Source organism: Cupriavidus sp. UGS-1 (assembly GCF_021213615.1).
GTDB lineage: Bacteria > Pseudomonadota > Gammaproteobacteria > Burkholderiales > Burkholderiaceae > Cupriavidus.
On record NZ_JAJQJF010000004.1, the window covers coordinates 300,587 to 325,851 of the forward strand.

General features: G+C 69.5%; 19 protein-coding genes. 12 read left to right on the forward strand and 7 right to left on the reverse strand.

The annotated features are described in order from the left end of the window. Positions 1-25: 25 nt before the first annotated feature. Positions 26-529 (reverse strand): hypothetical protein, encoded by a 504-nt coding sequence (locus LRR16_RS07975; RefSeq protein WP_006578696.1) that lies wholly within the window; start codon positions 527-529, stop codon positions 26-28. Positions 530-722: 193 nt separating this feature from the next. Between LRR16_RS07975 and LRR16_RS07980 the strand changes: the two genes are divergently transcribed. Both LRR16_RS07980 and LRR16_RS07985 read left to right on the forward strand, forming a co-directional pair. Continuing rightward, positions 723-905 carry a hypothetical protein gene (locus LRR16_RS07980; RefSeq protein WP_006578697.1) on the forward strand — a complete coding sequence of 61 codons (183 nt, stop codon included), beginning with the start codon at positions 723-725 and terminating at the stop codon, positions 903-905. Between the two features lie 91 nt (positions 906-996). After that, positions 997-1,197 (forward strand): hypothetical protein, encoded by a 201-nt coding sequence (locus tag LRR16_RS07985; protein ID WP_232205474.1) that lies wholly within the window; start codon positions 997-999, stop codon positions 1,195-1,197. Between the two features lie 68 nt (positions 1,198-1,265). Here the strand turns inward: LRR16_RS07985 and LRR16_RS07990 are convergent, their stop codons facing one another. Further along, positions 1,266-1,451: a rubredoxin gene (locus LRR16_RS07990; RefSeq protein WP_232205475.1), complete on the reverse strand. Its 186-nt coding sequence runs from the start codon at positions 1,449-1,451 to the stop codon at positions 1,266-1,268. Between the two features lie 178 nt (positions 1,452-1,629). Here LRR16_RS07990 and LRR16_RS07995 point away from each other — a divergent pair, with 178 nt between their 5' ends. Beyond that, positions 1,630-2,910 carry a cytochrome P450 gene (locus LRR16_RS07995; RefSeq protein ID WP_232205476.1) on the forward strand — a complete coding sequence of 427 codons (1,281 nt, stop codon included), beginning with the start codon at positions 1,630-1,632 and terminating at the stop codon, positions 2,908-2,910. Here LRR16_RS07995 and LRR16_RS08000 read toward each other — a convergent pair. Further along, a complete protein-coding gene (locus tag LRR16_RS08000; RefSeq protein WP_232205477.1) occupies positions 2,894-6,928 on the reverse strand; it encodes a DUF748 domain-containing protein in 4,035 nt (1,344 codons plus the stop codon). The genes LRR16_RS07995 and LRR16_RS08000 overlap by 17 nt on opposite strands. A 359-nt stretch (positions 6,929-7,287) precedes the next feature. Between LRR16_RS08000 and LRR16_RS08005 the strand changes: the two genes are divergently transcribed. Then, complete coding sequence (locus tag LRR16_RS08005) at positions 7,288-8,601, forward strand: MFS transporter (protein WP_006578499.1); 1,314 nt, start codon at positions 7,288-7,290, stop codon at positions 8,599-8,601. A 34-nt stretch (positions 8,602-8,635) separates the two neighbouring features. On the opposite strand, the gene LRR16_RS08010 is transcribed toward LRR16_RS08005, so the two are convergent. Both LRR16_RS08010 and LRR16_RS08015 read right to left on the reverse strand, forming a co-directional pair. Beyond that, positions 8,636-9,757 carry a PHB depolymerase family esterase gene (locus LRR16_RS08010; protein ID WP_232205478.1) on the reverse strand — a complete coding sequence of 374 codons (1,122 nt, stop codon included), beginning with the start codon at positions 9,755-9,757 and terminating at the stop codon, positions 8,636-8,638. Between the two features lie 46 nt (positions 9,758-9,803). After that, a complete protein-coding gene (locus LRR16_RS08015) occupies positions 9,804-10,100 on the reverse strand; it encodes a hypothetical protein (RefSeq protein ID WP_231906312.1) in 297 nt (98 codons plus the stop codon). Here LRR16_RS08015 and LRR16_RS08020 point away from each other — a divergent pair. From LRR16_RS08020 to LRR16_RS08030, 3 genes are all read left to right on the forward strand, one after another. Further along, positions 10,099-10,521 carry a hypothetical protein gene (locus LRR16_RS08020; RefSeq protein WP_232205479.1) on the forward strand — a complete coding sequence of 141 codons (423 nt, stop codon included), beginning with the start codon at positions 10,099-10,101 and terminating at the stop codon, positions 10,519-10,521. The genes LRR16_RS08015 and LRR16_RS08020 overlap by 2 nt on opposite strands. A 185-nt stretch (positions 10,522-10,706) precedes the next feature. After that, entirely contained in the window at positions 10,707-13,349 is a 2,643-nt protein-coding gene (locus LRR16_RS08025) for an ATP-binding protein (protein WP_232205480.1), read from the forward strand. 352 nt (positions 13,350-13,701) lie between these two features. After that, complete coding sequence (locus LRR16_RS08030) at positions 13,702-14,373, forward strand: response regulator (RefSeq protein WP_043440063.1); 672 nt, start codon at positions 13,702-13,704, stop codon at positions 14,371-14,373. 27 nt (positions 14,374-14,400) lie between these two features. Here the strand turns inward: LRR16_RS08030 and LRR16_RS08035 are convergent, their stop codons facing one another. Further along, on the reverse strand, positions 14,401-15,921 hold the full coding sequence (locus LRR16_RS08035) for a sodium:alanine symporter family protein (RefSeq protein ID WP_006579661.1): 1,521 nt from the start codon (positions 15,919-15,921) through the stop codon (positions 14,401-14,403). Between the two features lie 402 nt (positions 15,922-16,323). Between LRR16_RS08035 and LRR16_RS08040 the strand changes: the two genes are divergently transcribed. Continuing rightward, on the forward strand, positions 16,324-16,911 hold the full coding sequence (locus tag LRR16_RS08040) for an HAD domain-containing protein (protein ID WP_232205481.1): 588 nt from the start codon (positions 16,324-16,326) through the stop codon (positions 16,909-16,911). A gap of 102 nt (positions 16,912-17,013) precedes the next feature. After that, complete coding sequence (locus LRR16_RS08045; protein WP_232205482.1) at positions 17,014-17,931, forward strand: hypothetical protein; 918 nt, start codon at positions 17,014-17,016, stop codon at positions 17,929-17,931. Between the two features lie 43 nt (positions 17,932-17,974). Here the strand turns inward: LRR16_RS08045 and hmpA are convergent, their stop codons facing one another. Next, positions 17,975-19,162: an NO-inducible flavohemoprotein gene (gene hmpA, locus LRR16_RS08050; RefSeq protein WP_232205483.1), complete on the reverse strand. Its 1,188-nt coding sequence runs from the start codon at positions 19,160-19,162 to the stop codon at positions 17,975-17,977. A gap of 164 nt (positions 19,163-19,326) precedes the next feature. Here hmpA and norR point away from each other — a divergent pair, with 164 nt between their 5' ends. From norR to LRR16_RS08065, 3 genes are all read left to right on the forward strand, one after another. Further along, positions 19,327-20,937 carry a nitric oxide reductase transcriptional regulator NorR gene (norR, locus tag LRR16_RS08055; protein ID WP_232205484.1) on the forward strand — a complete coding sequence of 537 codons (1,611 nt, stop codon included), beginning with the start codon at positions 19,327-19,329 and terminating at the stop codon, positions 20,935-20,937. A 234-nt stretch (positions 20,938-21,171) separates the two neighbouring features. Further along, positions 21,172-24,174, forward strand: coding sequence for a transglycosylase domain-containing protein (locus LRR16_RS08060; RefSeq protein ID WP_082928359.1), 3,003 nt, complete (start codon positions 21,172-21,174; stop codon positions 24,172-24,174). Between the two features lie 229 nt (positions 24,175-24,403). Next, positions 24,404-25,240: a hypothetical protein gene (locus LRR16_RS08065; RefSeq protein WP_232205485.1), complete on the forward strand. Its 837-nt coding sequence runs from the start codon at positions 24,404-24,406 to the stop codon at positions 25,238-25,240. Positions 25,241-25,265 lie beyond the last annotated feature (25 nt).

A 25,265-nucleotide genomic window follows, 5' to 3' on the forward strand; every position in this document is an offset into this window, starting at 1 on the left:
ACCGCCGCGCATTGGCCGTCGCGGCTCAGTGCGTGACGTCCTTGCTTTCCAGCTTCCAGTACGCCGCTGCCGCGCACATGCCGAACACGATATTGCCAAACAGCGTGTGCCAGCCGCGCGCATCCGCAAACCACGGGAAGAAACGCGTCATGCCATAGAAGTTGATCAGGTAGATCACCAGGCCGAACACCGCGCCGACCAGCAGCGCCATGCCGAGGCTGGAATCGAGCTGGAACGGTGCCATGATCGCCGCCAGGATCATGCCGAGCACGGCGCCCAGCACGAAGTGGATCACCAGTGCGGCCGTGACCGTCGCCAGGCTGAACATGCCGCTCTGCAGCACGTCGGGCCCCATGACGATGGCGGCGATCATCCGCGTGGTGGGCCACGGGTTGGTGTCCGCGATCATCGTCGACCAGAACAGCTCGAGCACCAGCAGCAACGCGCCGGCAGCCAGGCCGGACACCGCGGCCGCGCTCCAGTCAGGCACGCGGCGCACATAGTGGTGCGAATGCATGTGAAGTTCCATTGCCACCTCCGTACGCTGTGACGAGACCGGGTCTCGTTCATTTGCACAGCATAGGACACGCGGCGGCGATCGGCGCGGCGGTACGCATGCCTCGGGTCAACCCCGAGCGGCAAAGCCCTTGGATAGTGCGCCCCGCTGCCTATACTGCAGGCATAACAGCATTCCCCACAGAGAGAGAGGAAAGGAGACCGCCATGCCGACCCTGGACATGCACGACCTCGTGTTCCTGATTCCGATGGCGCTGGTTGGGATTATCGTGATGGGCATGGTGCCCGTTGCAGCGCGGCCACTGCAGATCAGTTGCCGCACGCTCGGCGCAATCGCCGGCGCGCTGCTGGGCCTGGCCGTTCTCGAGGCGATCCCGCTGCTGATCTGAAGGGATCAGCTGGCCACGGGCTCCGAGCCGCTTCCCAGCCGGCTCGGCACTTGCCGGTGCGATCTGCATCGCGACCGGCGGGGAGGCTGACATGTCGCTGTTCTGGATCGCCGCCCTGCTAGCTGCGGCGCTCATGCTGACGGTCGGACGCGCGCTGTGGCGCAGCATGCGGCCCGCGCGGATGCGCTGGCGCCGTTGCCGGCGGATGCGGCGGCGCGCCATGCCGACGCCGCGCAACCGGCCGCACGCCGGCTCGCATGGGGTCCAGCAAAACCGCCTGCACCACGGCTAGCAAGGCTTCCCGCGGCGCATCACTCCAAACGCGAAAGGAACGCTCGCGTCGCGTGCCGATGCCGTGCGTCAGATTTCGATCATCGCGAAATCGGCCTTCGCCACATCGCATTCCGGGCAGCGCCAATCCTCGGGAATCTCTTCCCAGCGCGTGCCGGGCGCGATGCCGTCGTCCGGCCAGCCCTGCTCCTCTTCATAGACCCAACCGCAAATCAGGCACACCCAGGTCTTGTAGGCGACGGCTTCCTGCTGCAAAACACACTCCTTTATTCAATCCGGAGCGAATCATACGCGTTTTTGCTGCGGCGCCACGATGATGCTCCCGCGCGCCGCGCGGTCGAATGCCGCTGCGCTTCACTTGGCGCACAGGGCGTTGCGCTGGCATGCAGGTTGCAGCGGATTGGCGATCCCGCTTCCGATCCGAGCACCGCCGATGCCCGCCATTCCACGCGACGCACCCGGGGACCATAGCCTGGCCATGCTGGCCGACCCCTATCGCTTCATCGCCAAACGCTGCCGCGCGCTGCAATCCGACGTCTTCGAAACCCGCGTGCTGCTGCGCCGCACGCTGTGCATGACCGGGCCCGAGGCGGCCGCACTGTTCTACGATCCGCAGCGGTTCCAGCGTGGCGGGGCGGCGCCCGAGCCGGTGCGCGCGACGCTGTTCGGCAAGGGCGGCGTGCAGACGCTCGACGGCGACGCGCACCGGATGCGCAAGGCGTTGTTCATGCATGCGACCGCGCCCGAGCGCATTGCCTCGTTGTGCGACGCGGTCGCGCAGCAATGGCTGCTGTCCGCGCGGTCGTGGTCCGATGGCCAGCCAGTGGCGCTATACGACGCGCTGCATCCGCTGCTGACCCGGGCTGTCTGCAGTTGGGCCAGCGTGCCGTTGCGCGAGCATGAGGTCGAGCCGCGCTGCCGGCAGCTGACCGCGCTGTTCGACCAGGCCGCCGCGCCGGGCCTTGGCCATTTCCGCTCGCGGCGCGCGCGCGACCGGGTCGAGGCCTGGCTGTCGCGGCTGATCGACCAGACACGGGCCGGTCAGTTCGAGATTCTCGAGCACACGCCGATGCATACGGTGGCGTGGCACCACGATGCAGACGGCCAGCTGCTGCCGCCGCGCATCGCCGCCGTGGAACTGGCGAACCTGCTGCGGCCGACCGTGGCCGTCTCGGTCTTCATCGTGTTCGTCGCGCACGCGCTGCACCTGTATCCGGCATGCCGCGAGCGCCTGCAGCAGGGCGATCCGGCCTATCTCGATGCCTTCGTGCAGGAGGTGCGCCGCTGGTATCCGTTCTTTCCGGCGGTGGTGGCGCGGGTGCGGGACGATTTCGAATGGAAGGGCTATCGCTTTACGCGCGGCCGGCGCGCAATGCTGGACCTGTATGGCACCAACCGCGATCCCCGCAGCTGGGACGACCCGGAGACGTTCGCGCCGGAGCGCTTCCTGGCCCGCGCGCCGACGCCGTTCGACTTCATCCCGCAGGGCGGCGCGCAGGCCGCCGATCATCATCGCTGTCCCGGCGAGGGCATCACCGTCGCGCTGATGAAGCAGGCGGTCCTGTTCCTGCTGCGCGGGCTGCGCTATACCGTGCCGGAGCAGGACCTGACGCTGGACTTCGGCCGGCTGCCGGCGCTGCCGCGCGATCGCATGGTGATTCGCGACGTGCGGCTGGTGCACCGGCGCGCCGGCGCCACTACTGCCGGATCGTGAAGTCCACGCGATTCGGCGAGCCCTTGTCCTTGATGCCGTCGGTATCGAGCTTCGGCGCGGTCAGGAACAGGCGCGCTTCGGGCACCTTGCCCTCGCGCTCGAGCGCCTGCTTGACCGTCAGCGCTCGCCGCTCGGCCAGCTGCCGCAGGCCCGAGTCGGTGACCGGCGCGTTCTGCAGCAGCAGCGCTTCCATCTCCGCGGTTGGCAGCGACTTGGCCATGCCGATCAGGTTGCGCGGCTTCTTGATCGACGAGCGGCGGTAGACCGCTTCCAGGTACTTCGGGTACTCCTGCGGGCTGACGGTGACCTTGGCGCCCTGCTCGCCGTCCTCGTCGTCGGCCGCGCGCTGCTCGCGCGCCGATTGCCGCAGTTCGCGCACCTTCTGCTCGGCCACCTGCTCGTCGAGCCAGGCGCGGCGCGCGCCGGCAGCGTCGGTGGCCGGATCGATGCGGCCGGTGATCTCCAGCCGCAGGCCCGGCCGATCGTTCAGCGCCTTGCCCAGCGTCTCGACCTTCCTGCGCCCGGCGTCGGTCAGATTCGCCGAACCGGGTGCGAACTCGACATAGCCGAGTTCGTCGCCGCCGCCGAAGGCCGAGGCGATCAGCGAGAACGGCGAGGTGATGGCCTTGGTCAGCAGGTTGACGATCACGCGCATGATCACGCCGCCGATGCTGAACTCGGGGTCCGACAACGAACCCGATACCGGCAGGTTGACGTCGATCACGCCATTGCGGTCCTTCAGCAGCGAGACCGCCAGCAGCACAGGCAGCTTGGTCGCGGTCGGGCTGTCGACCTTGTCGCCGAACGTCAGCTGGTCCAGGAACAGATGGTTGCTGGCGTTCAGTTGGCCGTTCTCGATCTTGTAGGCGACGTCGACCGTCATCTTGCCCTTGGTGATCGGATAGCCGGCGTACTTGGTGGCGTACGGCGTCAGGCGCGTCAGCTCGACGCCGGCAGCCTTCGCGGCGATATCGAGGTAGAGCTGCTCGCCGAGCGGGTTCAGCTTGCCGCCGATCGTCACGGGCGCATCGTCGTCGAGCCGGCCTTCGAGCACCAGATCGGCCGGTGCCGGATCGCCGGTCGACACCTTCGAGATCGAGCCGTGCATGCCGGTCAGGTTGGCGGTGTAGTTCGGCTTGACGAAGAAGTCCGAGAAGTTGATGTTGCCCTTGTCGATCTTGACGCCGCCGATGCGGATCTGCGGACCGGCCGCGGTGCCCTTGGTCGAAGGCGCGGCCGGCGCGGCGGCGCTGGCAGCAACAGTGGCCGAGGCGGACTGGGCCTGCGGCGCGCTGGCCGGTGCCGGTGCGGTGCTGGCCTGCGTCAGGCTGGTGGTCGGCGCCGGCTGGCCCTGCTGGGCGCCGCCGGAGACCACGTCCTGCAGATTCAGCCGGCCGTTCGCGTTCAGGATCACGCGCGCATAGAAGTCGTTCAGCGCGATCTGGCCCAGCGCCAGCCGCAACGGGCCCTTGCTGTCGTCCATGCGGAAGTCGATGCCACTGAGTCCCAGCGAGCGCCAGCGGATGAAGTCCTCGCCGTTGACGCGGTCGACCGTACGCACATTGCTCAGCTGCGCGGTGCCGGCGAAGGTGGCGGCCACCGGCTTGCCGCTCGGCACGGCCACCGCGAGATTGCCGTTGACGGTGGCGTTGCCGGCGCGCAGCGCCGCGTTGAAACGATCGGCGAGATAAGGCTGGAACGGCGTCAGGTCCAGCTGCTTCGCATCGACGCGCATCTGCAGCGCCGGCAGCGTGGGCTGCACGGTGCCGTCCAGCGACAGCACGCCGCGGCGGCCCGACTCGACCTTCGCCTTCAGCGCGATCGGCGTGGCAGGCAGCGGCCAGCGAACGGCGCCGGTCTTGACGTCGATACCGCGCAACTGATGGACCACCGGGCGATTGCCGTTGGCCGCGGCAGGCTGGTAGTCAGTCAGGCGCAACTTGCCGCCATCGATCGCGAGGCTGCCGACTTCGACCTGCCACGGTTTGGCGGGTGCCGCGGGGGTGCTCGTCTTCGGCCCGGGCTGCGCGCGCTTCGCGCTGGCGGCGCGCGACTGCGCCACCCAGATGCGCGAGGCCTCGACCAGCTCGCCGCGATGGTCGCGCACCGCGGCAAATTGCGGGTGGCTCAGGCCGATCTGCGCGACCTGCAGCGACTGCGCGGCCAGGTCGAAACGCAGGCCGTCCAGCGTCAGCTTGTCGGCGCTGACCAGCGGCAGCTTGTCGCCGACCAGATCGCCGCGCTGGCGGGCACGCTGCTCGCGCCGCTTTGCCGCGGCATCGTCGGACGGCGCAGCGGCAACGCGCGGCGCGGCGGCCGGATCGCGCAGCGCCACATGGACGTTGCTCATCGCGACGCGCGAATTCTCCAGCGACAGCGCGAAGGCCGGCGCGGCCCACGACATCCGGTAGTTCAGCTCGGCATCGAGCGCCGACTGGCCCAACTGGATGCGCAATTCGCCCGGGAACCAGGCGGCGAAGGTCTGCGGCTGCAATCCATTGGCACGCAGCGTGCCGGCCAGCGAGGCGTCCCGCAGCGACAGTGCGCCCTGGTGCGCGATGGTCTGGCCGTCGGCCACCACCAGCGTGGCGTCGAGCCTGGCCGGCTTGTCGCTGTCGCCGGACAGCCCATCGATCTGCACGTCGATCGGCCCGAGCGCCAGCGTGCCCGGGCCGGAGAACGCCGCCTCGTCGCGCAGCGCGACGCGGGCCTGCTTCAGCGCGACGCGATCGATGGTGTAGCGCCAGGGCTTGGCGTCGGCGGCGGGCTGGGCCGCCTGTGCTGCAACCGGCGCCGAGGCGGCCGGTGCGGAGGCGGAAGCCAGCGGAGCGGATGCGGTCGCGGTTGCCGATGCGGTCGCGGCTGCCGATGCGGTCGCGTTTGCCGATGCGGTCGCGGGGGCCGATGCCGGAGCGGCCGCGGCAGGCGCGGCGGGCTTCGCCGCTGCCGGAGTCGCCGGCGTTGCCCGCGGCAGGAACGCCGTCGCCAGGTCGAGCGTGCCATCGGCGCGCCGCAGCGCGCGCAGGTCCAGGCCCTCGAGCGTCACGCCGCGCAGATGAATCAGGTTGTCGGCCGGCGCCAGCCGCGCGATATCGACCGTCAGATTGCCGGCCTGCAGCAGCGGCGTGCCGTCGCGCTTGCGCACATCGGCCTCGCGCAGCGAGGCGGTGCCGGAGACCTCGATCTGCTGCTGGTCCTGCTGCTGGCGAAAGCCCACCACCAGCCGCGTATCGAGCTTGCCCGCCTTGACCTCGGCGTCGGTCAGCCGCGGGGCGAACGGCATGAAGCGGACCAGATCGAGACCATTCAGATCGAGGTTCAGCTTCGCTTCGCGCGCATCGGCGAACGGCAGCATGGTGCCGCTGACGGCCAGCGGCGAGCCGTTGATATGGGCGCTGATGGTCGGCTGCGTGACGATATTGACGTCGTGCGGCAGGTTCGACAGGAAGGGCAGCGTGACCGTCAGATGGTCGACGCGCTGCGTTTCGCCCAGCATCTTGTCGTCGAAGCGCAGCGAACTCTCGGTCAGCGCGATGTTGTTGATCGAAAAGCGGGCCGGTTCGCCATCGTCCGGACTCTTGGGCCTGGCTTCCAGCCGGTCGCGGATATCGTCGAAGCTGAGCCGGCCGTCCGCTTCACGGACGACATGGACGGCGAGCCGGTCGATATGGACCGCGTCGACCACCGGAGCCAGGCGCCACAGCGACGCGATCGACGCGTCGATGTCGGCCGACCCCAGCGTCAGCATCGGCGTGGTGCCATCCGGTTCGAAGATCGTGACATCGCCGACCGTCGCGGCCAGCGAGAACGGCCGCACGTGTGCCGTGCCGATCGTCACCTTGCGTCCCAGCGCCTCGCTGGCCTGGCTCGCGGCCAGCGACCGAATCAGCGGCGGTCCGCCGAAGTAGCCGGCCAGACCGAAAATCGCCACTGCCGCCGCAATGCCGGCCGCCACGCGCAGGCCCGTACGCCGGCGCGGCGTCGCGGTGGCGGCCTGCATCGAAATCTTGAATGCCATGTCGTCCCGAAGAAATTGACCCCCACAACCGCACGCGCCGGGCGGTTTCGCCATGCCGTCGTCGCGGCCTCGCGCCCTCCCGATACACGTCCTTGGCTCCAGTTGTGCTCTGGATCCCACTTTTTTGGGCATTATGGTAATGCTTCATGACAGTGCGCGGGGGATTATTGCGACCGGCCGCCGGCGGCGGGGCATCCGATCTGGTATCGTTTCGCCTTTGCGAAGCGTCCCGTCGCATGCCAAAGGCCCACCCGCCTCTGGCCCTGCCTCTCTCCCGCGCTGTACCCGCCGGCCGTACCCTCACACTTACCCGTGTTCGTGCGCTTCGCATGCGATCTCTTCCCATGCGAGTCTCTTCAATGTCCACCACCAGCAGTACTGTTGGCGCCGGCGGCGCGTCGCTCGAACGCGCCGCGCGCCCGCTGACCGGCCAGGATTACAAGACCCTGTCCCTCGCCGCCCTCGGCGGCGCCCTCGAGTTCTACGACTTCATCATCTTCGTCTTCTTCGCCACCGTGATCGGGCAGCTGTTCTTCCCGCCGTCGATCCCGGACTGGCTGCGGCAGCTGCAGACCTTCGGCATCTTCGCGGCCGGCTACCTGGCGCGTCCGCTGGGCGGCATCATCATGGCCCACTTCGGCGACCTGCTCGGGCGCAAGAAGATGTTCACGCTGTCGATCCTGCTGATGTCGGTGCCCACGCTGCTGATGGGCCTGCTGCCGACCTATCACGCGATCGGCCTGCTGGCGCCGGTCGCGCTGCTGCTGCTGCGGGTGCTGCAGGGCGCGGCGGTCGGCGGCGAGGTGCCGGGCGCCTGGGTCTTCGTCTCGGAACATGTGCCGACCCGCCACGTCGGCTATGCCTGCGGCACGCTGACGGCGGGCCTGACCGCCGGCATCCTGCTCGGCTCGCTGGTGGCGACCGGCATCAACACGATCTTCACGCCGGAGCAGCTGACCGACTGGGGCTGGCGCGTGCCGTTCCTGCTCGGCGGCGTGTTCGGCATCGCCTCGATGTATCTGCGCCGCTGGCTGCATGAAACGCCGGTGTTCGCCGAGCTGCAGCGCAAGAAGGCGCTGGCCGCGGAAATGCCGCTGAAGGCCGTGGTGCGCGACCATCGCGGCGCGGTCGCGGTGTCGATGCTGCTGACGTGGATGCTGTCGGCCGGCATCGTCGTCGTGATCCTGATGACGCCGACCTTCCTGCAGAAGCTCTATGGCTTCGACGCGCGCACGGCGCTGGTCGCCAACAGCGTGGCCACGCTGTGCCTGTCGATCGGCTGCGTGGTGGCCGGGGCGCTGGCCGACCGCATCGGCGCGCGCCGCACGCTGTTCTTCGGCGGCCTGTTCCTGGCGGTCAGCAGCTATCTGTTCTACACGGTGATCCACCAGCGCCCCGACCTGCTGCTGCCGCTCTATGCGCTGGCCGGCTTCGCGGTGGGCACGATCGGCGCGGTGCCGTTCGTGCTGGTCAACGCCTTCCCGGCGCATGTCCGCTTCTCGGGGCTGTCGTTCTCGTACAACCTGTCGTACGCGATCTTCGGCGGGCTGACGCCGATGGCGGTGACGCTGATGCTGAAGAACGATCCGCTGGCGCCCGCGCACTATGTCGTCGCGCTGTGCGCGCTGGGCATGGTGACCGCGCTGTTCGCGCGCAAGTCCGCCAGGCTGTAAGCGAAGCGGCCAGTCGCCGCGGGCGGGCCGGCCCTTAGCGGCGATGCTCGCGGAAGAACTCCCACATCAGCATGCTGGCGGCCGGCCCGGTATCGCTGTGGTAGCGATAGGCCGGATCGCCGCCGCTCCACGCATGGCCGAGCCCGGCCACCTCGCATAGCTGCACCAGCTCCCGGCGCGCATGGCCGAAGCGGGACTCGAGGTAGTGGCCGGCGGGAACGTCGGCGGCATCGACTTCGCCATTGGCGCGGCCGTGCTGCTGGCTCGCCGACGCGTCGGCCGCTGGCAGAGGCGCGCCGTTGCGGCGCTCGCCGTCGATGCGATCCGGCAAGCGGTTGTAGGCCAGGAATTGCCGCGCCAGCAAGCGCGCATTGACGGGGTGCACCACCTGGTCGTCCATGCCATGCAGGATCAGCGCCGGCATCGGCTTGCCGGCCAGCGCGACGCCCGCCGCATCGAGCAGGGTCGCCGGCTCGGCCCGCGAGCCGTGCTGCATCGCCCGCAAACCCGAGCGCGCCGAATCGGCGGCACCGACCACCACGCCGGAATGCAGCCCGACCGCGGCGACCTTGTCCGGATAGCGCAGGGCCACCACGGCGCCCATCGCGGCTCCGGCGGACAGGCCGGCCAGGTAGACCCGCTGCGGACAGACATCGCGCCGCAACGCCAGCGCGTCGATCAGCGCCGCGATCGCCTGCGCTTCGCGCGCGCCCTCGCTGGCGGCAAGGTCGAACCATTGCCAGCACCGCTGCAATTGCCGGCGCAGCGGCTGTTCGGCATAGGCAACGAGGAAACCCTCGCGCTCGGCCAGCGCATTCATGCGCGTGCCGGCGGCGAAGTCCTCGGCGGTCTGCCGGCACCCATGCAACATCACGACCAGCGGCAGCGGTCCGGCGTGCCGGCGCGACGGCTCGTAAAGCCAGTAGTTCAGCTGCGAAACCAGTTCGCCCGGCATGGCCGGCAATTTCAGGCGACGCTGCGACCACTGGCCCGGCAGCGGACCGGCGGGCAGCGCCAGCGGCGGCGCCACGCGCAGGCGCGCGGCCGGTGCCGCGGTGCCCCGTCCATGCAGCCGGTCGAACCAGCTGCCAAGGTGACGGGCCGACTGGCGGGGCAGCGTGCCCATCTGCCGCCACGGCCGCTGCCAATTACCCATCAAGCTTCTTGCCATGCGCGTGTACGGAGCGCGCGAACGCTCCGGTTCATTTTTGCTGCGTTGCAGCATAGCACATGGTGTTGAACGCAATTCGCTTACCAATGTAGGACAGTGACTGACAGCACACCGGCAATCGGCTCGCTATGGTTTCGCCATGGCGAACGGGCAGCCCGCCCCGCAGCCGCCATTCGAGGCGACTCGATACCGGTATCTTCATGCGGAACTCGCTCTTGATTTCGTTGCCCCACCCGTGGCGCGCCGCCGCGCTGATCGCCTGCGCATCGTGGCCCGCCGTGGCCCAGCATGGCAACGCCGCAGCCTCGACCACCTCCGCGCCGAGCATGTCGGCCCTGGCCCGGCTGCTGGTCGGCGTGGCCGACGGCCGGCCCACCGGCATGAACGGCGTCACCCGGCTGACCGGTTCGGGCAGCAGTACCGACGTGGCGCTGGGCACCGCCTGCCGCGAGCTGACCCGCTTCGGCCCGATCCCGCTCGATAACGCCACGCGCCTGGAGGGCTGCCGCGGCGAAACCGGCAAGCGCGTCGTCTTCCATCTGAACCTGGTTCGCTTCGACGCGTCCCGCGAGGGTACCGCCGCCTTCATGGCCAGCGCGACGCCCGCTCTGGTCCGCGGCATCTGCCGCAATCCCGATGTCCCGGTGCTGGGGCGCCTGGGCATCGCGCTGGTGTTTCGCTACACCGGCATCGGTGACCGTCCGGTCGGCGAAATCGCCATCGCGCCGGGCCGCTGCGACCAGGAATGATCGCGGCATCGGACTGCGGGCAACGCGTCCGATAGAACACCGTCCGCGTCGAACTGCGATAGTCGCAGCATGGCGCATTGGCTAGATTCCTCCGCTTCACCGTGTCCGTCCGGAGGTCGCCTCGATGCCATCCCCCTTTGACAATCGCACGCCGTGCAGGGCGGCGACGCTGCGCCGGCCTGCCGATGCAGCGCTCTGAGCGCCGGCTGTACGGGCTGATGTCGTGCGGCTGCCTGCTGTGGGCGGCGCTGGTGGCAGCGGAGCTCGGCCGCACGCAGACGCCGCGCGACGATACCGGAGCCGTGCGCGAGCGGCTCGCCGGCACGCTGACCGGCGCCGAACGACGCTGGCTCGCCGCCCATCCGGTGGTGCGCTACAGCGCGTCGCCGATCGGTGGGCCGATGGCCTTCGTCGGCGCCGGCGGACACGCGGCCGGCATCGCGGTGCAGGCCCTGGAGCAGGTCGGCCGTATCACCGGCCTGCGTTTCGAGCCGGTCTGGCAGCAGGACCCGGCAGCCCGCGAAGCGGCGCTGCGCGACGGCACGGTGCTGCTGGTGCCCGCGGTGGCGGCCGACTCGTCCGCACCGCCGTCCGTACCGCAATCCGCGCCGCCCGAAGCCGCCGCGATGCGCGAATCGGGACGCCGGCCGCACCGGCTGCAACCATCGCTGCCCTACCTGATCACGCCTTGGGTCATCACCACGCACGCCACGAACGTCGCGATCCGCGACGCCACCGCCCTGGCCGGCATGCGCATCGCGGTGCGTCGCAGCAACCCCGGCCTGACGGCGCGCCTTGCGCAGGTGCCCAACGCCACCATCATCCACACCACTTCCACGAGCGAGGCCTATCGCATGGTCGCGCACGGCCAGGCCGACGCCGCGATCGATACCTTGACCTGCGCGCACTACATGGTCCGATACGCGTTCGCGCCACGGCTGCGCGTGGCCGCGCCTTTGGGCCCGCAGCCGGCGGCGATCGGCTTCGGCGTCTCGCCCGCCGCGCCGCAGCTGCGCATGATCCTGAACAAGGCGCTGGCCGCCATCCCGCCCACGCACTGGGACACGCTGCAGGCCGGCTGGGCGTCGGCATCGATGCCGGCCGCGGTGCCGGTGCCCGTGTCGGCGCGGCAACGGCATCGCCCATGGCTGTTGACCGGCTCGCTCGGCACCCTGCTGTGGATGACCGCAATGGGGGCATGCGCGGTCGCCCTGCATCGCCACGGCCGGCGCATCGCTCGTGCCGCCACCACGCTGCACCGGAGCCTTGGCGGCGAGCGACCGGCCGGCCGCCGCGCGACGTTGCCGGACGTGGCCGCATCGTCCGGCGCATGGTCGGGCGCGGACCGTCTGGGCTTCCTGGCAACGATCTGCCATGAGATCCGTACGCCGATGCACGCAGTGATCGGCATCCTCGACCTGCTGAAGCACAAGGCCGCGATCCATGGCGAGGCCCGCCATTACATCGACACCGCGCACGACTGCGCCAAGTCGCTGGTCGCGCTGGTCGGCGATCTGCTCGACATGGCCAGGCTGGAGGCGGGCCGGATGGAAATCCGGCCGGAGCCGGTGCAGCTCGATACGCTGCTGCAGCAATGGGTCCATGCGTTCCGTCCGCTGGCGTCATCGCGCGGCCTGCGCATCCGGCTGCAACTGGACGCGCTGCGGGCCCGGCGCCATCGCGCCGATCCGCAGCGGCTGCGGCAGGTCGTCGGCAATCTGCTCAGCAATGCGATCAAGTTCGGCGGTCATCGCGACATCACGGTGAAGCTCGAGAGCGCGGGCGAGCACGTCGATCGGGAAACCGTGCGGATCGTGGTGCGCGACCGTGGCCCGGGCATCGCCGCGGAGCAGATGCCGCGGCTGTTCGAACCGTTCTACCGGGCTGCGGAGGCAGGCGGGCCCGGTGGCACCGGCCTGGGCCTGTCGATCTCGCGGCAGCTCGCCCGGCAGATGGGGGGCGAGCTCGAACTGATCAGCCGGCCGGGCCACGGCACCACCGCGCTGCTGACGCTGACGCTGGCCGCGGAGTCGTGCGGCGGACGCGCGCTGCACGGCCACGGCCGCCCGACCCCTTGCGGCCAGCCCGCCATCGCGCCGCTGCGCAAGGACTATTGCGCGCTGATCGTCGATGACCATCCTGCCGGCAGGATGCTGCTGGCCCGCCAGTTGCGGCATCTGGGCGTGGAAGCCGTCGGTACCGGCAACGCGCACGAGGCGCTGGTACGGTTCGCAGCGCCGGACGCCGCGTTCGACCTGGTGATCCTCGACTGCAATATGCCGGGCATGGACGGCTTCACGCTGGCGCGCAGGCTGCGCGCACAGGAGCGGGCCCTGGCGCGACGGCGCGTGCCCGTGTTCGGCTACAGCGCCGACGCGCGGCCGCATAACCGTCAGCAGGCACTGGCGGCCGGCATGGACGATTGCCTGTTCAAGCCGATCGATCTCGACACGCTCGATCGCGCCTTGCAACAGTGGCTCGCCGATCCGCCGAATGGGCGTCGTGCGGCGGCAGCGTTCACCGCGGCGCCCCTCGCATCGGCCTCCGATGCCGCCTCCGATGCCGCCATACGGGCGGCCTTGCTGGCCGGCAACACCGCGGACCTGGCCGCGCTCCGCGTGGCGGTCGCGCGTGCCGACTGGCAGGCGGCCCACGCGGTCGCACACCGTATCAAGGGCGCCGCCCGGCTGGTATCGGCCGATGGCGTCGCGCAAGCCTGCGAGGCCCTGGAGGCGGCCTGCCGCGACGGCGATGCGGCCGGCGTCGCGGCCGCGATGACGCGCCTGGTGCCGGCGCTGGCGCGGTGGGCCAGGACGCTGTCGAGTTGACGCGGGCGCGCCGCCGCGCCCGGCTACGCCAGCGATTGCGCTCGAGGTTGGCGTTTTGAGATTGGTCTTATCCTTTCGCGCTCCCTTCCCCGCTAATCTGGCGGGGCATTGCAGCGCTTCCGGCCATTTCCCGTTTTTGGTCTGGAGGCAGGCATGCGCGCTGTCGCTGTATCGGGCCGAGGCGTCGTCCTGTCCGCACCTGCAACGTGCCACCGGGCGCCCGATACCGATCCGACGCGCCTTGCGCCGCGCGGCATTTGCCGCGCGGCGCTTCTTTTCCGACGGACCGCACGCCCCGAGGCACCCGCCGCGCTGCGCGATGCTGCTCGGCAAGCGGCGCAGGAGCAATGGCATGGCACTGAACATCGTCGTCGCGGACGACCATCCCGCGATCTCCCTGGCGATCCGTAGCGTTCTGCAGGGGCACGCCGGCTGGCAAGTCTGTGCTGACGTGACGACGCCCGAGGCGTTGTTTCGCGCCATTGCGGCGTGTACGCCCGACGTCGTGGTCACCGACTACCATATGCCCGGCGGCGAGGCCAAGGATGGATTGCGGATGCTCGGCCAGATGCGGCGGCAGCATCCGCAGATGCGCGTGGTGGTGTTGACGATGATGACCAATCCTCTGATCCTGCGCGCGATCGCGGAGGTGCCGGTGCAAGGCATCCTGCTGAAGGATTCGCCGCTCGACGAGCTGGTCCATACGCTGGTCCAGGTCGAGCGCGGCCGGACCTATATCGGCAGATCGGCGGCGCGGATCCTGGCGGAATCGAGCGCGCGCTATCCCTGCCCGGAGGAGCGGGCGGGCATCGGCAGCTTGTCGGTGCGAGAGACGGAGGTGCTGCGGCTCTATCTGAGCGGCAAGTCGGTGACGCAGATCGCCACCGCGCTGAGCCGCAGCGTCAAGACGATCAGCCGGCAGAAGAACTGCGCAATGCAGAAGCTGGGGGCGAGCAACGACAGGGAACTGTTCGACTTCGCCGCCCGCCAGGATTTGATGCTGCCGCAGCCGTCGGCGGGTTAGCCGACGGCGTACGGCCGGGATGCGCGCTTATTCGGCGGAGCGCGGCGCCGCGATGACCGGCGACACGGCGGCCTCGCCGCCATCCTGATCGTCGCCCGGGCGGCGCTGCTTGGCGCCGGCCGCACGCTGCTCCCAGAAGACCGCGTTATCGATGCCCAGCGGTCCGGGCACGAAGTTCGGGTCGATGCCCTGGCGCTTTTGCGCCTCGTAGTCGCGCAATGCCTTCAGCGCGGGCTTCTGCAGGATCACGATCGCGACGATGTTGAGCCACGCCATCAGGCCCACGCCGATGTCACCCAGCGCCCAGGCCAGCGTCGCGGTGCGCACGCAGCCGTACAACGTGGCGGCCAGGATCGCGATCTTCAGCAGGAACACCATCCACGGGCGGTGAATCTTCCGGTTGATGTACGCGACATTGGTTTCGGCGATGTAGTAGTAGGCGACGATCGTCGTGAACGCGAAGAAGAACAGCGCGATCGCGACGAAGGCGGCGCCGAAGCCCGGCAGCACGCTTTCGACCGCATGCTGGGTGAAGCCCGGGCCCGCTTCCACGCCTGCCAGGCCCGTGTGCAACGCTTCCTTGGCGGGACCGACCACGTTGTAGGCGCCGGTGATCAGGATCATGAAGGCCGTCGCCGAGCAGACGAACAGCGTGTCGACATAGATCGAGAACGCCTGCACCAGACCCTGCTTGGCCGGATGCGAAACCTCTGCCGCGGCCGAAGGGTGAGGACCGGTGCCCTGGCCGGCTTCGTTCGAGTAGACGCCGCGCTTGACGCCCCACTGGATCGCCAGGCCAAGCACTGCGCCGAAGGCCGACTCCAGGCCGAAGGCGCTACGCAGGATCAGGCTCATGACGTCGGGCAGCTTGCCGATATTGAGCGCGATGATCACGCAGGCGACGAGGATGTAGCCCAGCGCCATGAACGGCACCACGATCTCGGCGAACTTGGCGATGCGCTTGACGCCGCCAAGGATGATCAGCCCCAGCAGGATCACCAGCACCGCGCCGGTCACTGCGGGTTCGACGCCGAACGAATTGGCCATGCCGGCCGCGATGCTGTTCGACTGCACGCCGGGCATCAGCACGCCGCAGGCCAGGATCGTCGCCAGCGCGAAGATCCACGCGTACCACTTGGTGCCCAGCCCCTTCTCGATGTAGTACGCCGGACCGCCGCGGTACTGGCCGTCGACCTCTTCCTTGTAGATCTGCGCCAGCGTCGATTCCACGAACGCCGTGCTGGCGCCGAGGAAGGCCATCACCCACATCCAGAACACCGCGCCCGGACCGCCGAAGGTAATGGCGGTCGCCACGCCGGCGATATTGCCGGTGCCGACCCGGCCCGACAACGACATCGCCAGCGCCTGGAAGGAGCTGACGCCTTGCGCCGACGACTTGCCGTCCAGCATCAGCCGGATCATGCCGAAGAAGTGGCGCACCTGGGCGAATCGGGTGCGAATCGAGAAATACAGGCCGACGCCCAGGCACAGGTAGATCAGTGCCGAGCTCCAGATGATGCCGTTGATGGCATCGACAATTTCGTTCATGGCGAATCTCCGAGTCGGGTTCGGGCGAGATGGTGCCCGTCATGTCGGCGGTCGAGTCGCCCCGGGGTCGAGGCAAGACCGCTCCCCTGGAAAAAGGCGTAACCATACCGCAACAGCACGTTTTCCCACCTAGGGACAACCCGAATTCGTCGTCCGAAACGGGGGCTGGCGCGTTGTGGGATGCAGGATCGTGCACCACGAGCGGGCATGATCGGCGGGGCCGCAAGCGCCTGAAATTGTGTCGACGGGAAACAAAAGTCGGCAGTGGCAGGCGGTTTTTACGTCACCGAACCACAAGTTACAGAACTGTTTCATGTTGTCGCCGCCGAGGCCGGCCGCAGGCCCGATCGTGCGTCGTAACCTGAACGCTCCCTAGCGCTCCGATGGATGCAGAGGAATCTCATGTCTGAACGATTGATCATGCTGGACGTGCCCGGGGTGCTGTTCTCCGAGCGCTCCGCCGCGCGGCTGGGCGGCAAACCGGAGACCGGCGCGGTGCGCGAGCTGCGCCTGTTCGATCCCGTCGCACTGGGCTTCGTACGGCGGCTGTTCGGGCTGGCTGGCGCGCGCGTGGTGCTGCCGCATGCCTGGGGCGTCGGCGCGCGCTCCACCCTGGTACAGCAGCTGGACCTGCAGGTGCATGCGTTCGCGCCGGCCGCCCCCGGCGGCTTCGGCGCCGAGGTAGCCGCCTATCTGGCGTCGGCCCAGCCGACCCCGCAAAACTTCGTGGTGCTCACCGCCGACTCGGCCTCCGTCGACCCGTCGCTGCAGTCGCGGCTGATCGCGCTCGATCCGGCCAACGGCCTGACGCTGGACGACTTCAAGCAGGCGCTGGACCTGCTGGGCGTTGCCTGCCCCAACGGCTTGTACCCGCCGACGCAGCCCGACCCGCGCCTGCAGGCTCGCCTGCAGCAGCTGCGGCGCGCCGCGCGCCATGGCGCCCTGCCCGGGCTGGCGCCGTCGCCCGTGGCCGAGCCCGCGCACGCCTGACACGCGCCTCCCGCCCGACGTCCGCCTGTGTCGGGATCGGCCCGCATAGGCAAGTCCGCCCCCGCGTCTGCATAATGCGGCGCATGAACCAAGGGGGCGGAGATGACAGCAGCCGCGCTGGCTGACCGACGCGGCATTCACTGGCGACGCGGCTGGCCGCGATTTCTGCCGGCAGTCCTGGCCGCGGCCTGGACGCTCGGCTCGCACGCCCAGCCCGCCGGCACGCCGGACGCCGCGGCCCCCTCCGCCGCTGCGGTCGCCCCGGCCGCGCAGGCCGGCACGGCTCCGCCCGTGTGCCAGGCGCCCTGGTTTCGCAGCGGTGCCCGCGCGCAGTTGGAGGCCGATGGCCAGATGCCGATGTCGATCACGATGACGGTGCGCCATCCCGGGCCAGTGCCGGGTGGCTGCGCGGCCTGGCTCGACATCCATTCCAAGTCCGCGCTGGCGGCGATGATGGGCCCGCCGGTAGTGATGGACCAGATGCACCGGCTGACGCTGCTCGGCGATGCCGGCGCCGCCAATGGCCGGATCAGCAGCCAGCACGCCACCATCAATGCGCAGGCACGCTATGCCCGGCTGTTCGGCGAGGCGTCGTTCGAAGGCACCGGCCTGTTGTCCTATGCCGGCCACGACATCCGCGAAGGCGTCACGCTGCCCGGCGAATCACTGCACTCAAGCGCCAGCCTGCAGATCAACAGCCTGCATTCGGGCGAGGCGGTGACGACGATCCGGGTACCGCGCGCATCGATCCACATCGGCGAGCGGCGGGTCGGCCGCCGCCAGCACATCGACACGCCGCTCGGCCGGCGCGAATGCCTGCCGATCCGCTACGACAAGCAGGCCTCGCTGGGCGAGGTGCATATCGGCGACGACATCGAGCGGCCCGAGCCCTACAGCATGACCGTGACCGACTGGTACTGCCCCAGCGAAGCCTTCGTGCTGCGTACCGAGATCCGCCAGGGCGACCAGCAGCAGGTCATCGAAACCACGGCGATCGGCATGCCGGACAGCGGGCGCTAGCGCGCGCCGCGCCCGCCCCGCTACAGCCTTGCCGCCGCGGGGCTCAGGCCGCCTGCAGGTCCTCCAGCGGTCCGAAGAACTCGAAGCGCAGCCGCTCGGGCGCGATGCCCAAGGCCCGTCCGTCGGCATGGACCGCGCGCATGAAGGCCTTCGGCCCCAGCAGATAGAAGTCGACGTCGCGATCGGCGGGCAGCCGGCTCGCCAGCAGCTCGCGCGTGACGAAGCCGACCGCGTGCGGATTGTCCCCGTCCCGTGGCGTGTCGTAGACGTAGCAAACGCTCACATTGTCGTAATTGGCGGCGATTGCATCGACGCGCTCGCGGAACGCATGGACGCCGCCGTGCCGCGCGGCATGGATGAACTGGATCGGGCGGCCGCCGGGCGCGGCGGCTTCGAGCATGCTGATCGCGGGCGTGATGCCGACCCCGCCGGTCACCAGCACCAGCGGCCGCTCGTCGGCCGCCGGCTCCAGCACGAAGTCGCCGCATGGCTGCAGCGCCTGCAGCACATCGCCGACCGCGGCATGGTCGTGCAGCCAGTTCGACGCGCGACCGCCAGGCTCGCGCTTGACGCTGATCCGGTACCACGGCTTGCCCGGCGCATCGGACAGCGAGTAGTGGCGACGGGTCGGCGCCCCATCGATGGTCAGCAGCAGCGTCAGGTACTGTCCGGGCCGGAAGGCGGGCAGCACGCCGCCGTCGGCCGGCTCCAAATAGAACGAGGTAATGATTTCGCTCTCCTGCACCTTGCGCGCAATGCGCAGGCCGCGCGTGCCACGCCAGCCCCCCGGCTGGGCCGCGTTGTCGCGGTAGACCGCCTCCTCGGCATCGATCAGGATCTTCGCCAGCACGCCATAGGCCTCGCCCCACGCGCCGATGATCTCGTCGGTCGCCGCTTCGCCCAGCACGTCGCGGATCGCCTGCAGCAGGCAGCCGCCGACGATCGGATAGTGCTCGGGCTGGACGCCCAGCGCGGCGTGCTTCTGCACGATGCGCGGCAGCGCGCCGGCCAGCGCCTCGAGCTCATCGACATGGCTGGCGAAGGCGAGCACCGCGCCGGCCAGCGCCCGGGCCTGCGTGCCGTGGACCTGGTGGGCCTCGTTGAAGAAGGCCTTCAGCTCCGGATGCTGGGTCAGCAACAGCCGATAGAAATGTTGGGTGATCGCTTCGCCGTGCTGCGTCAGCACGGGCACCGTGGCCTTGACCAGCGCGATGGTATTCGGGGACAGCATGAAAACGCTCCTGTGGTTGGACGTCGATGGGTGCCATACCCATATCAAGCGGCGTGCCAGCGACGATGGCCGGCGCAAGCCCTTGATTTCTATGGCACCATGGCGGGCGGTTGTCCAAACGACCACACTAACCGCGAGGTCACAAAGACCACAACGTTGTCCACATGACCACAAACTCCGATTTCCCCACGCTCGCCGACGACGGCCGCTTTCGTCAGTTGCTGGCCGCCGTCCGGGGCATCGTCCATTGCGATGCCGCGGCGCTGCTGCGGTTGCAAGGCGAGGTGCTGGTTCCGGTCGCGGTGCACGGCCTGAGCGACGATGCGCTGGGGCGCCGCTTCCCGGTGTCCGCCCACCCGCGGCTGGCGCAGCTGCTCGACAGCGAGGACGGCGTGCGTTTCGCCGCCGATTGCGGCCTGCCGGACCCGTACGACGGCCTGATCGAGGGCCAGCCCGACATCCTGCCGATCCACGACTGCATGGGTGCGCCGCTGCATTGCGGCGGCCGGCTGTGGGGCCTGGTAACGCTGGACGCGCTGCAGCCCGGGGCATTCGCCGACATCTCGGCGGCCCAGATGCAGGCCGTGGTGACGATGCTCGAATCGGGCATCGAGGCCGACGAGACGATCCGGACGCTGGCCGAACGGGCCGCGCGCGAGCGCGAGATGAGCCGGGCGCTGCAGGCGCACGGCCAGCCGCGCGAGCTGCTCGGCAAGAGCGCGGCAATGAAGCGGCTGAAGCAGGAAATCGACACCGTGGCCGGCTCGGATCTGAGCGTGCTGATCCTGGGCGAGACCGGCGTCGGCAAGGAGCTGGTCGCGCAGCGGCTGCACGACCGTTCCACCCGCCGCGAGCGGCCGCTGGTGCAGATCAACTGCGCGGCGTTGCCCGAGACCCTGGCCGACAGCGAGCTGTTCGGCCACAAGCGCGGCGCCTTCACCGGCGCGGTGCAGGACCGTGTCGGCAAATTCGAGCTGGCCGACGGCGGCACGCTGTTTCTGGACGAGGTTGGCGAGCTGCCGTTGCCGGTGCAGGCCAAGCTGCTGCGCGTGCTGCAGAGCGGGGAAGTGCAGCGGCCCGGCAGCGACCGGCTGCTGCGCGTCGATGTCCGCGTGCTCGCGGCGACCAACCGCGACCTCGGCAAGGCGGTGGCCGAGGGGCGCTTTCGCGCCGACCTGTACCACCGGTTGTCGGTCTATCCGTTGCGCGTGCCGCCGCTGCGCGAGCGCGGCCGCGACGTGCTCGCGCTGGCCGGCGGCTTTCTCGAGGAAAACCAGCACCGTCTCGGTGCACGCAACCTGCGGCTGGCGCCGGACGCGGCGCTGGCGCTGATGGCGTATTCGTGGCCGGGCAATGTCCGCGAACTCGAACATCTGATCAGCCGGGCGGCCCTGCGCGCGCTGGCCGAATCGCGCCGCGGCGCGCGCTGGATCGCGATCGAAGCGCGCCACCTGGGGCTCGACGGCGGCACCAGCCGGCTCGCGCATGGCACGGAGGAGGCCGGCCACCACGGCGGTCCAGCGGTGCCGCGGGACGACCGCCCCGCCCCCCGCTCCGGGACATCGATGCCGGCGGGCGGCACGCTGCGCGAAGCCACCGACGACTTCCAGCGCCGCTGGATCGAAGCCGCGCTGGCCCGGCACGGCGGCGCCTATGCGGCCGCCGCGCGCGAGGCCGGCATGGACCGCAGCAACTTCCATCGGCTGGCGCGCCGGCTCGGCATCGCACCGGAGATGCCAAGGGCCGGGGCGGGCCACGGCGCGGCGCCGCGTTAGCGCATCCCGGCCTGCCGCCCCCTGCGCTTCACCACAAGCGACGGCCAAGGCATACTTGGCCCTGCGAGCCGATCGCCTGCCTGCATGCGCCGATCTCGACGACCCGGCCAGAAAATTTTCTGTCGGCTGTCCCTGTGCAAACGCCGACTAGCGCCAATACTAGAGATCGGAGGCGCGCGGCCCGTAGTGCGCAATGACGCTTCGATCGACCACCCATAGCACCGGAAGCGAACCGTGTCGCGTCGTGTCTGGCCTATCGTTGTCCTGCTGGTCCTGGTTGGCGGCGCCTGCTATTTCGCCGCCCATCTGATCGCTGACGAGGTTCGCACCTCGCGGTGGCAGGCGCGCTATTTCCACGATTGGGGCCAGCGCCTGACCTACACGATCGCGCCGGGCGCCAGCGACCGCATCCGCTTTCCCGACGCCGGGCCCTACGACATGCGGCTCGGTTACGCCCGGATTCCGCACTACACCGAGATGCTCGAAGCGCGAGGCTTCGTGCGCGAGCATCAGGCGCGGATGTCCCAGGCGATGCTCGAATACCTCGATCTCGGCCTGTACGCGCCCTATCGCGAGAAGACCCGCGCCGGGCTGGCGCTGCTCGATTGCAACGACCGCAGCGTGTCGGTGCAGCGCTTTCCCGAACGCCAGTACCAGGACTACCGCGAAGTCCCGCAGGTGCTGGCCAACTCGCTGCTGTTCGTCGAGAACCAGGGGCTGCTCAATCCCGAATATCCGACCCGCAATCCGGCGCTCGACTGGCGCCGGTTGTCGCGCGCGGGCGTCGACCAGCTGTTCGCCATCGTCGACCGCGAGCGCGATACGCCGGGCGGCAGCACGCTGGCCACGCAGATCGAGAAATATCGCCATTCGCCGAATGGACGCACGGCTTCGATCTCGGAGAAGCTGCGGCAGATGGGCTCAGCCTCGGTGCGCGCCTATCTCGACGGCCGCGACACCGTGCGGGCGCGCGAGCGCATCGTGGTGGACTACCTGAACACCGTACCGCTGTCGGCGCGCAATGGCCGCGGCGAAATCCACGGCATCGGCGATGGCATGTACTACTGGTACGGCGAGGACTTCGACGAAGCCAACCGGATGCTGCACGAGATCGAGCAAAAACAGCCGACGCCGCGCGAGGCGCAGGTCTTCAAGCAGGCGCTGTCGCTGATCATCGCGCAGCGCCGCCCCTCGTACCATCTGCGCCGCTACGACACCAACCTGGAGCCGCTGACCGACAGCTATCTGCGCCTGCTCGCCGGCGCCGGCGTGATCTCGCCCCGGCTGCGCGACGCGGCGCTCGCCGCGCGGCTGGACAAGGCGCCGATTCCCTCGCTGCCGCCCGCCGACCCGTTCGTCACGCGCAAGGCCATCAACCAGGTACGTGCCGACCTGTCGCGCCTGCTCGGCGTGTGGAGCCGCTACGATCTGGACCGGCTCGACCTGACGGTCGCCAGCACGATCAATACCGAAGCGCAGCGCCAGATCACGGCGACGCTGATGAAGCTGCGCGACAAGCAGGGCGCGCGCGAGCTCGGCCTCTATGGCCACAACATGCTGCGCGACCATGACGATCCGTCGAAGCTGGTGGCCAGCTTCACGCTGTTCGAGCGGGTCGGCAATGCCAGCTATCTGCGCGTGCAGGCCGACAACATCGACCAGCCGTTCGACCTGAACAGCGGCGCGCGGCTCAATCTGGGCTCGACCGCCAAGCTGCGCACGCTGGTCACCTATCTGGAAATCCTGGCCGAACTGCACGACCGCTACGCCGGCATGACGCGCGCCGAGCTGCAGCGCGTCCCCGTTTCGCCGCAGGATGGACTGACGCGCTGGACGATCGACTGGCTGCTGAAGAACCCCAACGGCGATCGCCGCGCGATGCTCGAGGCCGCGCTCGAACGCAAGTACGCCGGCGGCGCCGGCGAAGCGTTTTTCACCGGCGGCGGGCTGCAGACCTTCACCAACTTCGAGCGCTCGGCCAGCGTGCAGAACCTGACGGTGCGCCGGGCCTTCCAGCACTCGGTCAATCTGGTCTTCATCCGCATGATGCGCGACATCGTCCGCTACGAGGTTCACCGCGCGCATCCCGATGCCAGCGAGCTGCTGGCCGATCGCGATGCGCCCGGCCGGCGCAAATGGCTGGAGCGCTTCGCCGACGAGGAAGGCAGCCAGTACCTGAGCGGCTTCTATCGCAAGTACAACGCGCTCGACAAGGACGGCCGCATCGCGCTGCTGCTGCAACGCGTGAAGCCTGTCGCGGTGCGCGTGGCGGTTGCCTTGCGCAGCGCCGATCCGGCCATGGACGAGGCCACCTTCGCGCGGCATCTGCGCGCGAAGCTCGGCACGAAGCTGGACGACGAGGATGTGTATGCGCTCTACGACAAGTACGGCAAGGACAAATTCTCGCTGAACGACCGCGGCTACCTCTCGCGTATCCATCCGCTCGAACTGTGGCTGATCGACTATCTGGACCACCACTCCGAGGCCGACCTGAAGCAGGTGCTGGAGGCCAGCGCCGACGTTCGCCAGGAGGTCTACACCTGGCTGTTCCGCACGCGCAGCAAGGCCGGGCAGGACAACCGCATCCGCATCCTGCTCGAGCGCGATGCGTTCGTACGCATCGGCGAGCGCTGGCGCCGGCTGGGCTATCCGTTCGAAACGCTGACGCCGTCCTATGGCAGCGCGGTGGGTGCCTCCGGCGATCGTCCCGCGGCGCTGTCGGAACTGGCCGGCATCCTGCTCAGCGGCGGCGTGCAGCCGTACACCGAGACCGTGCGCTGGCTCGACTTTGCCGCCGGCACGCCGTACGAGACACGCTTCGTGCTGAAGCCGGGGCAACTGAAGCGGCTGCTGCCGGAGGACGTCGCGGAACTCGCGCGGCGCTCGCTGCTGGACGTGGTCGAGGGCGGCACCGCGCGCTCGGCGCAGGGCGTCTTTCCGGCCGAGCGCGGCATGGCGCTCGGCGGCAAGACCGGAACCGGCGATCACCGGCACATGGTGTTCGGCCGCGGCGGCTACGTGATTGCATCGCGCGCCGTCAGCCGCTCCGCGACTTTCGTGTTCACCATCGGCGAGCGCTACTTCGGCACGGTCACGCTGCATGTGCGTGGGCCGCACGCGGCGCGCTACAACTTCACCAGCGCGTTGTCGGTCAAGCTGCTGCGCGGGCTGGCGCCGACCATCGTCGCGATGGAGCCGCAGGCCGGACCGGCGATGCTCGCCTGCACCGGCGGTTGAACGCCGCGGGCCCGGACCCGCCTTGCCAAGGGCGCGGAGCTCGGCCCCCTCTTCGCGCGCGGTTGACGCGATCTGTTCGCTGCCCCACCAATTCCCCGCTGCCCCGCGCCCGAAACGTCGCGCCGCGACTTTGCCCGCCCCGCCCCTGCGCTTACCATCAAGCAAACGACGAGCATCGGCACCCGCCGAGACGCAGTCAGAAAATACGTCGCTGTGGAACGGGGGCACCTTGGGCAGCTATATCGAAGACTACTGCGCGCGCATCCGGCAGGGCGGCGCCAACGCCGTCATCGCGCATCCGGTCGTCGTCGACAACGACGGCACCTACGTGATGCATTACGTGCCGTTCGAGCACGTCAACGCGACGGCACGCCTCGTGCTGGTCAGCACGACACCGGGACACATGCACCTTCGGCTCGCCGCCGAACTGACCGAGGCGCTGCTGCGCGCGCATGCGCCGGGCCGCATCGTGCAGCTGGAAAACAAGCGCCAGATCGAACTGGGCGGGCCACTGGTCAGGCCCAACCTGATCCGCATGCTCGATCATTACGGCATCCCGGCGCTGGTCGGCGCCGAACGCGCGACCGCGCTGTGGGAAGACGGCTTCCACCTGTTGCAGCCGCTGGCCCTGCTGCCGCAGGCGACGATGCGCCGCGGACTGGCCTTCGATGGCACGCTGGAAGCGCTGCTGGCCATACCGATGCTGCGCCGCGCGTTCGAGGCGCAGTTCCTCGAGCGGCTGACGCGCGTCCGCGACGATGCCCTGTTTCTGGCGCTGGGCCGCACCGCGTGGGCGGGGCTGTGCCACGCCGCGCAAACGGGCGTGATCGGGGCCGGCCAGCTGCTCGGCATGATGCCGGTGCCGGCCCGCGCCGGCAGCATGGTGCGCTATTTCCTTGGCGAGATCAGCGCGGCGAAGCTCTCGCCCAGGGATCCGGTCAGGCATCGCACCGCCTGGCTGGACGCGGCGCGGCGCGAATTGATCGAGAACGTGCGCCGCCATCGGCAGGCGCAGAGCGGCGCGATGACAGGGGCCACCACCGGGACCACTACCGCGGCGGCATAGGCCGCGGACCGCTGGATACCCCGGC